Annotated in this window: 14 protein-coding genes; 6 read left to right on the top strand and 8 right to left on the bottom strand. The window is 65.2% G+C overall.

Going from position 1 to position 14,589, the window contains the following annotated elements:
- Window positions 1-19: 19 nt before the first annotated feature.
- Window positions 20-937 carry an ornithine carbamoyltransferase gene (gene argF, locus K7I12_RS04825; protein ID WP_031383853.1) on the bottom strand — a complete coding sequence of 306 codons (918 nt, stop codon included), beginning with the start codon at window positions 935-937 and terminating at the stop codon, window positions 20-22.
- A gap of 284 nt (window positions 938-1,221) precedes the next feature.
- Between argF and K7I12_RS04830 the strand changes: the two genes are divergently transcribed.
- A complete protein-coding gene (locus K7I12_RS04830; RefSeq protein ID WP_231663237.1) occupies window positions 1,222-1,569 on the top strand; it encodes a Grx4 family monothiol glutaredoxin in 348 nt (115 codons plus the stop codon).
- A gap of 269 nt (window positions 1,570-1,838) precedes the next feature.
- Entirely contained in the window at window positions 1,839-2,474 is a 636-nt protein-coding gene (locus K7I12_RS04835; protein WP_231663239.1) for an HPF/RaiA family ribosome-associated protein, read from the top strand.
- Between the two features lie 95 nt (window positions 2,475-2,569).
- On the opposite strand, the gene rnt is transcribed toward K7I12_RS04835, so the two are convergent.
- Window positions 2,570-3,235 carry a ribonuclease T gene (gene rnt, locus K7I12_RS04840; RefSeq protein ID WP_231663241.1) on the bottom strand — a complete coding sequence of 222 codons (666 nt, stop codon included), beginning with the start codon at window positions 3,233-3,235 and terminating at the stop codon, window positions 2,570-2,572.
- 202 nt (window positions 3,236-3,437) lie between these two features.
- Between rnt and K7I12_RS04845 the strand changes: the two genes are divergently transcribed.
- From K7I12_RS04845 to K7I12_RS04855, 3 genes are all read left to right on the top strand, one after another.
- Window positions 3,438-4,658 (top strand): argininosuccinate synthase, encoded by a 1,221-nt coding sequence (locus tag K7I12_RS04845; RefSeq protein WP_231663243.1) that lies wholly within the window; start codon window positions 3,438-3,440, stop codon window positions 4,656-4,658.
- A 56-nt stretch (window positions 4,659-4,714) separates the two neighbouring features.
- Entirely contained in the window at window positions 4,715-5,005 is a 291-nt protein-coding gene (locus tag K7I12_RS04850; protein ID WP_231663245.1) for an HlyU family transcriptional regulator, read from the top strand.
- Between the two features lie 151 nt (window positions 5,006-5,156).
- On the top strand, window positions 5,157-5,822 hold the full coding sequence (locus tag K7I12_RS04855; RefSeq protein WP_231663247.1) for a glutathione S-transferase: 666 nt from the start codon (window positions 5,157-5,159) through the stop codon (window positions 5,820-5,822).
- A gap of 23 nt (window positions 5,823-5,845) precedes the next feature.
- Here the strand turns inward: K7I12_RS04855 and nth are convergent, their stop codons facing one another.
- From nth to K7I12_RS04885, 6 genes are all read right to left on the bottom strand, one after another.
- On the bottom strand, window positions 5,846-6,484 hold the full coding sequence (nth, locus tag K7I12_RS04860; protein ID WP_231663250.1) for an endonuclease III: 639 nt from the start codon (window positions 6,482-6,484) through the stop codon (window positions 5,846-5,848).
- Between the two features lie 47 nt (window positions 6,485-6,531).
- Window positions 6,532-7,521 (bottom strand): RnfABCDGE type electron transport complex subunit B, encoded by a 990-nt coding sequence (locus K7I12_RS04865; protein WP_331460575.1) that lies wholly within the window; start codon window positions 7,519-7,521, stop codon window positions 6,532-6,534.
- 4 nt (window positions 7,522-7,525) lie between these two features.
- Entirely contained in the window at window positions 7,526-9,580 is a 2,055-nt protein-coding gene (gene metG, locus K7I12_RS04870; protein WP_031383844.1) for a methionine--tRNA ligase, read from the bottom strand.
- Window positions 9,581-9,723: 143 nt separating this feature from the next.
- Window positions 9,724-10,896 (bottom strand): carboxynorspermidine decarboxylase, encoded by a 1,173-nt coding sequence (gene nspC / locus K7I12_RS04875; protein ID WP_031383843.1) that lies wholly within the window; start codon window positions 10,894-10,896, stop codon window positions 9,724-9,726.
- A complete protein-coding gene (locus K7I12_RS04880) occupies window positions 10,896-12,101 on the bottom strand; it encodes a saccharopine dehydrogenase family protein (protein WP_031383842.1) in 1,206 nt (401 codons plus the stop codon). The genes nspC and K7I12_RS04880 overlap by 1 nt, the downstream gene beginning before the upstream one ends.
- Before the next feature lie 250 nt (window positions 12,102-12,351).
- Window positions 12,352-13,899: an alkaline phosphatase D family protein gene (locus K7I12_RS04885; RefSeq protein ID WP_231663256.1), complete on the bottom strand. Its 1,548-nt coding sequence runs from the start codon at window positions 13,897-13,899 to the stop codon at window positions 12,352-12,354.
- A 193-nt stretch (window positions 13,900-14,092) separates the two neighbouring features.
- Between K7I12_RS04885 and K7I12_RS04890 the strand changes: the two genes are divergently transcribed.
- On the top strand, window positions 14,093-14,536 hold the full coding sequence (locus K7I12_RS04890) for a hypothetical protein (protein WP_231663258.1): 444 nt from the start codon (window positions 14,093-14,095) through the stop codon (window positions 14,534-14,536).
- The last annotated feature ends 53 nt before the right edge of the window (window positions 14,537-14,589 follow it).

Genomic DNA, 14,589 nt, shown 5'->3' on the forward strand with positions numbered 1-14,589 from the left:
CGATTGAGGCGCCGAGCGCTCAGTCGACCCGGCCGAGCATCAAAAATTCGAGCAGCGCCTTCTGGGCGTGCAGCCGGTTGCCGGCTTCCTGCCAGACCACCGCGCGCGGGTCGTCGAGCAGGGTGGCGCTGATCTCCTCGCCGCGGTGGGCCGGCAGGCAGTGCAGAAACAACACATCGGCGGCGGCCTTGTCGAGCATCGCCTCGTCGACCTGAAAGCCCCGGAAGGCCTGGGCGCGCTTGGCCTGTTCCTCTTCCTGGCCCATCGACGCCCAGACGTCGGTGGTCACCAGATTGGCGCCGACGACCGCCTGCTGCGGGTCGCGCATGATCGAGACGCGCTCGCCGGCGGCGGCGAGGATCGTCGCGTCGGGCTCATAGCCTTCCGGGCAACACACGCGCAGTTGAAAATCGAACTGGCGGGCCGCATTGATCCACGAGTGGCACATGTTGTTGCCGTCGCCGATCCACACCGCGGTCTTGCCGAGCACCGCGCCGCGGCATTCGCTCCAGGTCATGACGTCGGCGAGCAGCTGGCAGGGGTGATAGGCGTCGGTCAGGGCATTGATGACCGGCACGTCGCTGGCCGCAGCGAAGGCTTCCAGGTCGGCGTGGGCGAAGGTGCGGATCATTACCGCGTCGACCATCTCCGCTAGCACGCGTGCGGTATCGGCGATCGGCTCGCCGCGGCCCAGCTGGGTGTCGCGGGGCGAGAGAAACAGCGCATGGCCGCCGAACTGGGCCATCGCCGTCTCGAACGAGACCCGGGTGCGGGTCGAGGATTTCTCGAAGATCATCGCCAGCGTACGGTTGGGCAGTGGCGTATAGGTCGGCCCGTGGGTCTTGAGGCCATTCTTGATGGTGACCGCGCGACGAATCAGGTAACCGAGCTCGTCGGGGGTAAGGTCCAGCAGGGTCAGAAAGTGGCGTGTCGCCATGGCTAGCTCCTGTCATCGGCGGGCCGCGAACGAAAAGGGCGCCGCACCCTGATGAGTCGTTGCCCACCAGCGCTAGCGGCGCCCCGGCCTTGATGCCTTGCATCCTACGGCCGTGCGAAAGACGACCATCCTAGCCACAGGCCGGCAGCGGCGCAACGCGCGGGTGCGATCTTGGCGGGTCAGGGCTGCTTTCGCCTGGCGACCCGCGTAAAATGGCCAGCACGCCAACATTCACCGGTAACGCGGCATCGTCGACTTCTCGATGCCCCGGTAAGGAAGGTCCCATGACTACCACGCTAGACAACATCCAGCAGCAGATCGCCGAAAACCCGATCCTGATCTACATGAAGGGCACGCCGCAGTTGCCGCAGTGCGGCTTTTCGGCGCAGACCGTACAGGCGCTGATGGCCTGCGGCGAACGCTTCGCCTTCGTCAACGTGCTCGACAATCCCGATATCCGCGCCGAGCTGCCCAAGTACGCCAACTGGCCGACGTTCCCGCAATTGTGGGTCCATGGCGAATTGGTCGGCGGCTGCGACATCGTCGTCGAGATGTACCAGAACGGCGAGCTCGAGACGCTGATCAAGGATGCCGCCGCCAAGGCCGGCGCCGAGCAGGACGACAAGGCCTGATTCGATTCGCCGTCGATCTGGCCGCTAGCCGGGCCCGCGAGTCGCTGACTCGCGGGCCTTTTTCTTCAGAGGGATTCGCTGCGTGGCTTGAGCGGATTCGCTGTGCGAGCCGGGCTTTGTGAAGCTGCTTGCATGAGCCTGGCGGGATACCCTTGGATACGAAATTGCCGTACTCAAGTCGTTGAAATGCGCTTGCATGGCTACCACGCTGAGCCTTGGAATGGTCGAAACGATCGTTCACCCAAAGGGCATGATCAGGGAGGCTCCCTATGCAAGTACCATTGGAAATCACCTACAACCACATTTCCCGCTCCGGCTGGATCGACGAATACGTCAAAACCCGCGTCGAGAAGCTCGAACAGTTCAGCGACAACATCGTCTCCTGCCGATTCACCATCGAGCAGACCCAGAATCCGCACCGTACCGGCAACCCCTATCGTGCTCATGTGTCGGTTTCGTTGCCCTTCAAACGTGAACTGGTCGCCGAAAAGACCGATACGGTCACCGATATGCACGTTCAGCTGCGCCCGATCATCAAGCATGCCTTCGAGGCGATGGAAAAGCAGCTGAAAAAGGAGAGCGGCAAGCGCGAGGCCAAGAAGGTCAAGCACTCCGAGGGCGACGAGGTGGCGCCGCCGGTGGCTACCGTAATGCGCATGTTCGAGGAGGAGGGTTATGGTTTCCTCAAGAATCTCAGCGGTGAGGAAATCTATTTTCACCGCAACTCCGTGTTGCACAACGACTTCGACCGGCTGACCGTGGGCGCCCAGGTGCGTTTCGAGCCTGAAGCGGGCGAGAAGGGCCCCCAGGCCAGTACCGTTCAGGTCATCGACAAGCCCGGCGTGGCCGGTTCCCAGGATGCCCAGAACGATGTCAGCCAGCCGGCCGGCTGGGAGCGTCACTGAGGCCAGCAGGCAAGTCCGGCGAGCAGCAGGCTCGCCGGTTTCCGTTGACTACACGACCTCGCCATTCCCGCCGAGCCGCTTCCGGTACAGGGCAGTCAGCCTTCTTCCATCCCCTGTTCGCGCAGCGCCAGGTTCCAGCCGCCGAGATCCTTGAAGCGGTTGACGATGGCGCAGAACAGCTCGGCGGTGCGTTGGGTGTCGTAGCGTGCCGAGTGGGCCGCGGCATTGTCGAACTCGATCCCCGCTGCGCGGCAGGCGCGGGCGAGCACGGTCTGGCCATAGACGAGCCCCGAGAGCGACGCGGTATCAAAGCTCGAAAAGGGGTGGAAGGGGTTGCGCTTGATCCCGCAGCGGGCGATCGCGGCATTGAGGAAGCCGTGATCGAAGGCGGCGTTGTGGCCGACCAGTATCGCCCGGGTGCAGTTGTTGGCCTTGATCGCCTTGCGTACCGGGCGGAAGATCTCGCCCAGCGCCTGGGCCTCGCTCAAGGCGACGTTCTTGCGTAGCGGATTGTCGAGATCGATGCCGGTGAAATCCAGTGCCGCCTGGTCGATATTGGCGCCCGGGAAAGGCTCGACATGAAAGGCGTAGGTGTCTTCGGGCATCAGGTTACCCAGCGCGTCCATGCTCAGGGTGACGGCGGCGATTTCCAGAATGGCATCGCCCTGGGCGTTGAAACCGCCGGTTTCCAGGTCGACCACCACCGGCATAAAGCTGCGGAAACGCTGTGCCATCAGCCCTGGGGCGTTCGCTTCGGTCATGCCTCTCTCCCGTCCTGAGTCGCTCCTTCGCGGTCGCCCCGCGCACAATGGCCGAGAGTCTAGCATCTCGCTTGCAGGGCGTCCCCACCGTGGCGGTATTCGCCGCCCGGCCTGGGCGCTATAATCGGTCGATCGCAAAGCCGCGGTGGAGACGCCATTCACCGGCGTCATCGCCCATGTCATGAGTCACAAGGAGCCCCCGATGTCCGATGTCAAAAAGGTAGTCCTCGCCTATTCCGGCGGTCTGGATACCTCGGTGATCGTCAAATGGCTGCAGGAAACCTACGACTGCGAGGTGGTGACCTTCACCGCCGACATCGGCCAGGGCGAGGAAGTCGAGCCGGCGCGCAGCAAGGCCCAGGCGCTGGGCGTCAAGGAGATCCACATCGAGGATCTGCGCGAGGAGTTCGTGCGCGATTACGTCTATCCGATGTTCCGCGCCAACACCCTCTACGAAGGCGAGTACCTGCTGGGTACCTCGATCGCCCGGCCGCTGATCGCCAGGCGGCTGATCGAGATCGCCAATGCCACCGGCGCCGACGCGATCTCCCACGGCGCCACCGGCAAGGGCAACGACCAGGTGCGCTTCGAGCTCGGCGCCTACGCGCTCAAGCCGGGTGTCAAGGTCATCGCGCCGTGGCGCGAGTGGGACCTGACCTCGCGCGAGAAGCTGATGAACTACTGCGAGCAGCACCAGATCCCAGTCGACTTCTCCAAGAGCAAGAAGACGTCGCCGTATTCGATGGACGCCAACCTGCTGCACATCTCCTACGAGGGCGGCATCCTCGAGGATCCCTGGGCCGAGGCCGAAGAGGACATGTGGCGCTGGAGCGTCGCACCCGAGGCCGCGCCGGACACGCCCACCTACATCGAGCTGAGCTTCGAGCAGGGCGACATCGTCGCCATCGACGGCGAGCGCCTGGCGCCCCACGACGTGCTCTCCAGGCTCAACAAGCTGGGTGGCGACAACGGCATCGGCCGCCTCGACATCGTCGAGAACCGCTACGTGGGCATGAAGTCGCGCGGCTGCTACGAAACGCCGGGGGGCACCATCATGCTGCGCGCCCATCGCGCCATCGAATCGATCACGCTCGATCGCGAAGCGGCGCACCTCAAGGACGAGCTGATGCCCAAGTATGCCGAGGTGATCTACAACGGCTACTGGTGGAGCCCGGAACGCAAGATGCTGCAGGCGGCGATCGACGAGACCCAGACCTACGTCAACGGCGTGGTGCGCGTGAAGCTCTACAAGGGCAGTGCGACCGTGGTCGGGCGCAAATCCGACGAGTCGCTGTTCGATGAGTCCATCGCCACGTTCGAGGATGACGCCGGCGCCTATAATCAGAAGGATGCCGAAGGCTTCATCAAGCTCAATGCGCTGCGCCTGCGGATCGCCGCCGGCAAGGGCCGCCAGGCCGATTAAAAGGCGGCCGGCCGGACCGGGTGTCCAGGCCGGCCACGTCCTGCAAGGAGGAAGGCATGCTCAAACGGCTTATCGGCGGTCTGTTTCGGACCGGCGACGTCAACGACGAAGAGATCCCCGCGACCGACCATCGCGGCTACCTGATCACTCCGGACCCACAGGACGCCGGCGGTCAGTATCGAGTCAGCGGCTGGATCCGCAAGCCGGTCGAGGGCGGCGAGACGCTCGAGCATCGCTTCGAGCGCTCGGACGTGGTCGCCTCCCGCGAGGCCTGCGTGGAACTGACCCTGAACAAGGCCCGGCGATTCATCGACGACCTGGGCGACGAGATCTTCAAGACGCGCTGAAGCCGACAGCCGGCTCGGACGCGGCCGGCATGACGCCACGGCACCTCACCGGGTGCCGTTTTTTATGCGCTCGCGGAGGGCCGCCTATCGCCGTGATTGGCTTCGGCGCGGGGCGAGGGTCACACTGGTGGCCGACTTCAGGAGGTTGGGCATGATTGGCGTTCATCATCTGGAAAATTCGCGCTCGCAGCGCGTGCTGTGGCTGCTCGAAGAGCTGGAACTCGACTACGAGATCGTCGGCTATCGTCGCGATCCGCAAACGATGCTGGCGCCGGACTCGCTCAAACAGGTTCATCCGTTGGGCAAGTCGCCGGTGCTCGTCGATGACCAGGTCAGCGTCGCCGAATCCGGCGCGATCATCGATTATCTGATCGAGGCCTACGATCATCAGCGCCGACTGGTGCCGCCGGCCGGCAGCGCCGAGTACCGCCATTACCGCTATTGGTTGCATTACGCCGAAGGCTCGGCGATGCCCCTGCTGGTGATGTCGCTGGTGTTCACCCGGCTCGGCAAGCCGCCGGTGCCGGCGCTGATGCGCCCCTTCGGGCGGGCGCTGGCCAACGGCGTCAAGGCGAAATATCTCGAACCGCAGATGCGTCGTCATCTGGATTTCTGGGAAAGCCAACTGGCGGCCTCGCGCTGGTTCGCCGGCGAGCAGTTCACCGCGGCGGACATCCAGATGAGCTTTCCGCTGCTGGCGCGCGAGGCCCGTGGCGGGCTGGGCGAGCGTCCGAATCTCCTGGCCTGCCTGGCGCGCATGCGCGAGCGCCCCGCCTACCAGCGGGCCATCGAGAAGGGTGGCGAGTTCTCGATGTAACCCACTGCATGGCGCCGGTGCGACTAGGCGATATCGAGCTTGTCCGGGAACTCGCAGAGATCCTCGATCACGCAGCTGCCGCAGCGCGGCTTGCGCGCTACGCAGGTGTAGCGGCCGTGCAGGATCAGCCAATGGTGGGCGTCGCGGCGAAACTCCCGGGGCACGTGGCGCAGCAGTTTCTGCTCGACTTCGACGACGTTCTTGCCGGTGGCGATGCGGGTGCGGTTGGAGACTCGAAAGATATGCGTGTCCACGGCGATGGTCGGCTGACCGAAGGCGGTGTTGAGGATCACGTTGGCGGTCTTGCGGCCCACGCCGGGCAGCGCCTCGAGGGCCTCACGGGTCTGCGGTACCTCGCCGCCGTGTCGTTCGACCAGCATCCGGCAGGTCTTCATCAGATTCTCGGCCTTGGTGTTGTACAGGCCGATGGTCCTGATGTGTTCCTTGAGGCCGTCGAGGCCCAGAGCGAGGATCGCCTGCGGGGTGTTGGCGACCGGGAACAGCCGCGCGCAGGCCTTGTTGACGCCGACATCGGTGGCCTGGGCCGACAGCAGCACCGCGGTCAGCAATTCGAACGGCGTCGTCCAGTTGAGTTCGGTGGTCGGCTCGGGAGTGTGTTCGCGCAGGCGGGCGAAGATCTCGTGGCGTTTCTGAGCGTTCATGACATTCCGAATACCTGCCGGCGGGTCGAGGCCGCTCGGTCAGCGGGTCAATGGTTTTGCCGCGCGGCGTCGCGCATCGCCTGGGCCTGGGCGATCTGGGCCTGGGCAGCGGCGATGGCCGCCGTATCGTGCTGGCGCTGGGCATGGGCGAGTTGCGCCCGTGCCCGACGCAGTGCCTGTTCGGCGGCGTTTTCCGCCAGCCGCTGGCGGTTGGCGTGGGCGGCCGGCGGTGTCTGGCCCTCGAGCTGGCGGGCGATCATGTCGAGCCGCGTTCGCTGCTCGGCGATGCGCGCATCGAGTTCGCGGCGCTCGGCATCGCTCGCGGCCCCTATATTGGCCCCGGCCCTTTGACGCTTGCGCTCCAGGCGCTTGAGCGTCACCGAGAGCGTCGCCCGGGAGGCCTTGAGCGTGGCCGGATCGGCGGGCGGAGCGGACTCCACAGGCGCTGATTGACGAGCCGTTGCCTGGCGCCGCTCGCGGCGTTGCCGGCGCTCCTCGGCCTGGCGCTGCAAGCGGGCCTGGCGCGCCTCGAAGCGCTGGCGTCCGAGTGTTGCGCGGCGGGCGAGGAAGCCATCCCGGTCGGCCGACGTCAACGCCATCTGCCAGTCCGGGTGGGGCACGATGTCGATGCAATCCACCGGGCAGGGCGCGATGCACAGCTCGCAGCCGGTGCATTCGCCGGCGAGCACGGTGTGCATCTGCTTGGCCGCACCCAGGATGGCGTCGACCGGGCAGGCCTGAATGCACTTGGTGCAACCGATGCATTCGTCCTCGCGGATCACCGCGAGCTGCGGCGATTCGGCCGGCTGCGCCAGCGGCTCGGCCGGCCGATCGGTGAGCTCGGCCAGTCGCGCCACGGTGCGCTCGCCGCCCGGCGGGCAGCGATTGATCGCGTCGCCGGCGGCGATCGCCTCGGCATACGGGCGGCAGCCGGGATGGCCGCACTTGCCGCACTGCGTCTGCGGCAATTCGGCGTCGATGGCCTCGATCAGCGTGACGCTCATGGCTTGCACCTGCATGGAATCGCTTGCCGGCATTGACTCAAGTAACGCGCTGGCCGGGCTCGGCGCCGCTGTGCGGCTCCAGCAGATAGATGCCCCCGTCCTGGCCAGAAGCGCCACCGGCGGCCAGCACCATGCCCTCGGAGACGCCGAAGCGCATCTTGCGCGGGGCGAGGTTGGCGACCATCACCGTCAGGTGACCTTCCAGCGCTTCCGGGGCGTAGGCCGAGCGGATGCCGGAGAACACCGTGCGCGTCTCGCCGCCGAGATCCAGGGTCAGCTTGAGCAGCTTGTCGGCGCCCTCGACGTATTCCGCCTTGGCGATGCGCACGATGCGCAGGTCGACCTTGGCGAAGTCGTCGAAGGCGATTTCCGCGGCGATGGGGTCGTCGGCGAGCGGGCCCTTGGGGGTTTCCTTCAACTTCTTCTCCACGGCGAGATCCTCCTTGGAGGCTTCGATCATGGCGTCGATCCGGTCGCTCTCGATACGCGTCATCAACGGCTTGAACTTCTCGATGCCGTGGCCTTCGAGCACGGCATGGCGGCTCTCCCAGTCCAGGCTGTCGAGATTCAGGAAGTCGCGGGCCTGCTCGGCCATGGCCGGCACCACCGGGGCCAGGTAGACCATCAACTGGCGGAACAGGTTGATGCCCACCGAGCAGATGTCCAGGACTTCCTGCTCGCGGCCCTCCTGCTTGGCCAGCACCCAGGGCTCGGCCTCGGCGATGTAGGCGTTGGCCTCGTCGGCGAGCTCCATGATCCGGCGCATCGCGCGGGCGAACTCGCGCGCCTCGTATTCCTCGGCGATCGCCTCGCCGGCATCGACGGCGCGCTGCACGAGCTCCGGCCGGCCGACACGCTCGGCGAGCTTGCCGTCGCCGAGCTTCTTGACGAAGCCGGCGCAGCGGCTGGCGATGTTGACCACCTTGCCGACCAGATCGGCGTTGACCCGATAGGCGAAGTCCTCGAGGTTGAGATCGAGATCGTCGACCCCGGCGGTCAGCTTGGCGGCGAAGTAGTAGCGCAGGTACTCGGGGTTCAGGTACTCGGCGTAGGTCTCGGCCTTGATGAAGGTGCCGCGTGACTTGGACATCTTGGCGCCATTGACGGTGACGAAGCCGTGGCAGTTGACGCCACTCGGCGTGCGCAGCCCGGCGCCTTCGAGCATCGCCGGCCAGAACAGCGCGTGGAAGTAGACGATGTCCTTGCCGATGAAGTGATAGACCTCGGCCTCGGAGTCGTTCCTCCAGTAGCTGTCGAAGTCGATGCCTTCGCGGTCGCAGAGATTCTGAAAGCTCGCCAGGTAGCCGATCGGCGCGTCCAGCCAGACGTAGAAGTACTTGCCCGGGGCGTCGGGAATCTCGAAGCCGAAGTAGGGCGCATCGCGGGAAATGTCCCACTCGTTGAGGCCGGCTTCGAACCACTCCTGCAATTTATTGGCGATCTGCGGCTGCACGTGACCGGGGTGAACCCAGCTCTTCAGGAACTCGGCGAAATCGGGCAGCTTGAAGAAGTAGTGAGTGGAGCTACGCACCTCCGGTGTGGCACCGGAGATCGCCGACACCGGGTTGATCAGCTCGGCCGGGGTATAGGTCGCGCCGCATGCCTCGCAGTTGTCGCCGTACTGATCCGGCGTCTTGCACTTGGGGCAGGTGCCCTTGATGAAGCGATCGGCGAGGAACAGCCCCTTGACCGGGTCGTACATCTGCTCGATGTCGCGGGTCGAGATATGCCCGGCGTCGCGCAGCGCGGTATAGATGCGCTCGCTGTGCAGGCGATTCTCTTCCGAATGCGTCGAATGATAGTTGTCGAAGGCCACGCCGAAGCGCGCGAAATCCGCCTGATGCTCCTGCGAGACGCGTTCGATCAGCTGCTCCGAGGTGATGCCTTCCTGCTCGGCGCGCAGCATGATCGCGGTGCCGTGGGCATCGTCGGCGCACACGTAGTGGCAGTCGTGGCCGCGGCTCTTCTGGAAACGCACCCAGATATCGGTCTGGATGTATTCCAGCAGGTGGCCCAGATGGATCGAGCCGTTGGCATAGGGCAGGGCGCTGGTGACCAGAATCTTGCGCTTGGCGTTGGCGGTAGTGGGCATGGCGGCTCTAGTAGCGGTCATCGGAAACGGAGAAAAGGGCGTCGGCCAGGACTCGGGCACGAGCCAGGACGAAAGGGCGATTGTAGCCCGGCTGGCGGTCGGGTGCATCCGTGGGACAGGCGCAAGCCTGCCCCACGAAGCGATCAACTCAAGCGCTGCATATAGTCCACGTAGCCGAAGGTCTTGACCGTACGCACCGCGCGGCTCGTCTCGTCGACCCGGCAGATCGACGGCAGGCGAATGCCGTTGAAGGTGGTGGTCTTGACCATGGTGTAGTGGGCCATGTCGGTGAACATCAGCCGGTCGCCGATGGCGAGTGGCGCATCGAACGAGTAGTCGCCGATCACGTCGCCGGCCAGGCAGGTGGTGCCGCCCAGGCGGTAGGTGTGGGCCTTTTCATTCGGCTTGCCGCCACCGATGATCTCGGGCCGGTAGGGCATCTCCAGCACGTCCGGCATGTGCGCGGTGGCCGAGGTATCGAGGATGGCGTTGGGCACCTCGTCGTCGACGATGTCCAGCACGCTGCACACCAGGAAGCCGGTGTTCAGGGCGATCGCCTCGCCCGGCTCCAGGTAGACTTCGAGGTGCGGATGGCGGGCCTTGAAATCGCGGATTATCCGCACCAGCCGCGCCACGTCGTAGTCGGCGCGGGTAATGTGATGGCCGCCGCCGAAATTGACCCAGCGCATGGCCGGGAGAAACTGACCGAACCGAGCCTCGAAGGCGTTCAGCGTCGCCTCGAGGGCGTCGCTGTTCTGCTCGCACAGCGCATGGAAGTGCAGCCCCTCCAGGCCGTCGAGATCCTCCGGCTTCAGGTTCGCGGCCCGGGTGCCGAGCCGCGAGCCCGGCGCGCAAGGGTCGTAGAGGGCGACTTCGCCGGTGGAGTGCTCGGGATTGACCCGCAAGCCGCAGGAAATCCGGCGCGGCGCCGCCGCGACCGTGTCGCGAAAGCGCCGCCACTGGCCCGGCGAGTTGAAGCTCAGGTGATCGGCGTAGCGCAGCACCACGTCCATCTCCGGCGCGGTGAACGCCGGCGAGTAGACGTGGACCTCGCCGCCGAAGGTCTCGGCACCGAGGCGCGCTTCATCCTGGCCGCTGGAGGTCGTGCCCACCAGGTACTGGCTCACCAGCGGGAAAGTGTCCCACATGGCGAAGCCCTTCAGCGCCAGCAGGATCTTCGCCCCGCTGGCCTCCTGAACTTCGCCCAGCCGCTCGAGATTGCGACGCAGCAGGGCGTCGTCGACCACATAGGCCGGCGATGGGCAGGCCCCAATGTCAAAGGGGTAAGCGTCGAACGGGTAGCTCGCTTGCGCCATCACGAATCGGCCAGCGGATCGTCGTCGGGGTCGAGCTCGACCATCTGCCACGGCAGGCCCATGTCGCCGATGCGCTCCATGAACGGATCGGGATCGAGCTGCTCGACGTTGTAGACGCCGTCGCCCTTCCAGATCCCTTCCAGCATCAACATCGCGCCGGTCACCGCGGGCACGCCGGTGGTGTAGGAGATCGCCTGGGACTTGACCTCCCGGTAGCTCGCCTGGTGATCGCTGATGTTGTAGATGTACACCTTGCGACGCTTGCCGTCCTTGATGCCGTCGAGGATCACGCCGATGTTGGTCTTGCCCTTGGTGCGCGGACCCAGCGAGGCCGGATCGGGCAATACCGCCTTGAGGAACTGCAGCGGCGAGATCTGGCAGCCGTTGACGTTAATCGGCTCGATGCGGGTCATGCCGACGTTCTCGAGCACCTTGAGGTGGGTGATGTACTTCTCGGAGAAGGTCATCCAGAAGCGAATGCGCTCGATGCCCTTGATGTTCTGGGCTAGCGATTCGAGCTCCTCGTGATAGAGCAGGTAGATATCCTTCTCGCCGATACCGTCGAAATCGAATTTGCGCTTCTCGGCCAGCGGCGCGGTCTCCTTCCACTCGCCCTTTTCCCAGTAGCGGCCATTCGCGGTGATCTCGCGAATGTTGATCTCCGGGTTGAAGTTGGTGGCGAACGGATAACCATGATCGCCACCGTTGGCATCGAGGATGTCGATGCGCTGGATCTCGTCGAACAGGTTCTTCTGGCCGTAGGCGCAGTAGATGTTGGTCATGCCCGGGTCGAAGCCGCAGCCCAGCGTGGCCATGTTGCCGGCCTTGGCGAAGCGCTCCTGAAATGCCCACTGCTCCTTGTACTCGAACTTGGCCTCGTCCGGATGCTCGTAGTTGGCGGTATCCAGATAGGGCACGCCGGTGCGCAGGCAGGCCTCCATGATGGTCAGGTCCTGGTAGGGCAGGGCCACGTGGATCAGGACGTCCGGCTTGAACGACTCGATCAGCGCGACCAGCGCCTCGACGTCATCGGCGTCGACCTGGGCGGTCTGGATGGGGCGGTCCAACTGGTCCGCAATCGCCCTGCACTTCGCTTCGTTGCGACTGGCCAGACAGATTTCGTGGAACACCTCGGGGTGCTGCGCGCACTTGTGCGTGACCACACCGCCGACGCCGCCGGCGCCAATAATCAAGGCTTTACTCATGCGTTCGCCTCCAGATCGGAAATTCAACGGGGGTCGAATCGCGGGGCGCAATACCCGCCTACCGCGACCCGATGCCATCCTGGCCATGGCCACGCCCGGCCACCTGGCAAGAGGGGGCCGATAATCGCCCCGACGGCGGCGGGGCTCAAGTATTTTTCACCAAAAATGGCGAAATCCGAACGCTGCGTGACGCGTTCAACCCTATCACGCCTACCGCCGTGTCTTGAGAGGACTGATCTGAATGCCGGGATCAGGCGGACTGCGGTTCGAGCACCTGTTTATGCAGCGCCGTGCCGGCCGAATCCATCAGCGTCACCGTCAGGGCGTCGCTTTCGCCGTCCAGGTCGACCTGGCCGAAGAACTGGTAGCCCGCGGAGGGCGGCAGGTTCGATTGTCCCTCGGGCGGCGCCTTCTGGAAGACCACTTGCGGGCCGAAGGTGGCGTCGAGCTCGCCCGGGCCGAAGGTGCCGGCATGCAGCGGGCCGCTGACGAATTCCCAGAACGGCGCGAACTCCTTGAAACTGGCGCGTTCCGGCGAATAGTGATGGGCGGCGGTGTAGTGGACGTCGGCGGTCAGCCAGACCACGTTGCGGATGCGCTCGTCGCGGATCGCCTTCAACAGCCCGGCGATTTCCCGCTCGCGGCCCAGCGGCTCGCCGGGTTCGTCGTTGGCCACCGCCTCGAAATCGTCGCCATCGCGCACCACCAGGCCGATCGGCATGTCGGAGGCGATGATCTTCCAGGTGGCCGTGGATTGGCGAAGCGCGCCCAGCAGCCAGTCGATCTGGCGTTGGCCCAGGAAAGAGGGTGTCTCGCCACCCGCCTGGCGGTTGCGGCTGTTGGCGTTGCGGAAGGTGCGCATGTCCAGCATGAACACCTCGAGCCCCGGGCCGTAGGCGAAATTGCGATAGATCCGCCCCGGCGCGTCGGGCATCTGCCGCAACGGCATGGCCTCGAGGAAGGCGCGGCGTGAGCGCGCCGCAAGCAGCGAGACGTTCTTCTCGCGATAGCGGTCGTCCTCGAGCAGCTCGCCGGGATACCAGTTGTTGGTCGTCTCGTGATCGTCCCACTGGACCAGCATCGGCACTTCCGCGTTGAAGCGCCGCAGGTTGGCATCCTCGAGATTGTAGGCATGCTGGCCTCGGAACTCGTCGAGGGTCTCGGCCACCTTGCGCTTGGCCGGCGTCACCCGATTGCGCCATACCTCGCCATTGGGCAGTTCGACGCGCGCCTCGAGAGGGCCGTCGGCATAGACCGTGTCCCCGGAATGGATGAAGAAATCCGGCCGCTGCCGGCGCATGGTCTCGTAGATGCTCATGCCGCCGCGCGACTCGTCGATGCCCCAGCCCTGGCCGACGGTATCGCCGGACCACACGAAGCGCACGTCGCGGCGGGTCGTCGGCGGCAGGCGCAGCCGGCCGACGACCGGCTCGCTGACGGCCCGGTGATCGTCCAGCGCGGCGAAGCGAATGCGATAATGAAGCTCGTCCAGCGAGCTCAACCCGGTGGCGTCCAGCTTGGCGGTCAGCCCCGTCTCGGGTAGCGTCTCGGGGCCGCGCAGCAGACGGGCACCGCGAAACTCGGGATTGTCGGCGACCTCGACCAGCATCCGGGCGGGACGATCGACGCTCGACCACAGCATCGCGCGATTCGTGAGCATGTCACCGCTCATTACTCCGGACGTGATGAGCGGCCGGCGGCCCTCGGCCAGCACGATCGCCGGTGCCGCCGCCAGGGCGCCCAAGGTGACGCTGCCCTGAAGTCCCAGCTTCAACAGATCCCTGCGTGAATACGTCATGACGCCCTCCGGTTAGCCTGATCAAGTTGCAGTCATCCTGCCGGGTTAAGGTGACATTCGTTTGCCAGGCCGATGGCAGGTCAATGACGGACGTATTACCGCTTATAATGGGCGGCTTGGATTGTTCGTTCACAGGGCCGGCCGAAGCAATGTTGCCGGTCTCCTTATCGCCACCCTATCGAGAGAGCCCGAGATGCCGCAGGGCTTCGTCCTGACCCGCCACTGGCGGGATACCGCGGACGGCAGCGAAGTGCGCCTGTGGCTGGCCACCGATGCCGGCCCTTGCCACGTCCGCCTGCCGTTGCAGACCTCGGTGGCGTTCGCCCCCGCCGAGTTCCGCACGCGTATCGAACGGCTGGTTGGCGACGAGCCGGGTGTCGAGCTTCGTCCGCTCGAGCTCTGCGATTTCCGCCATCGGCCGGTGCTGGGGCTGTACTGCCGCCAGCATCGTCACTTGCTGAACCTGGAGCGACGCCTGGCCGATGCGGGCATCGAGATCTTCGAGGCCGAGGTTCGCCCGCCGGAGCGCTACCTGATGGAGCGCTTCATTACCGCGCCGGTGGAATTTTGGTTCTTCGCAGATCAGCGTGAAACAGGCAGGGTTTGCGGTGAAGGCAGGATAGAAAAACGGCGGTAAATCCGTATATGCTGATGTTCACCACAAACGTCTGCCTACGGATACCGCCGTTA

Origin of the sequence: Halomonas sp. IOP_31 (assembly GCF_021151495.1) — a bacterium.
Classification (GTDB): Bacteria; Pseudomonadota; Gammaproteobacteria; order Pseudomonadales; family Halomonadaceae; genus Modicisalibacter; species Modicisalibacter zincidurans.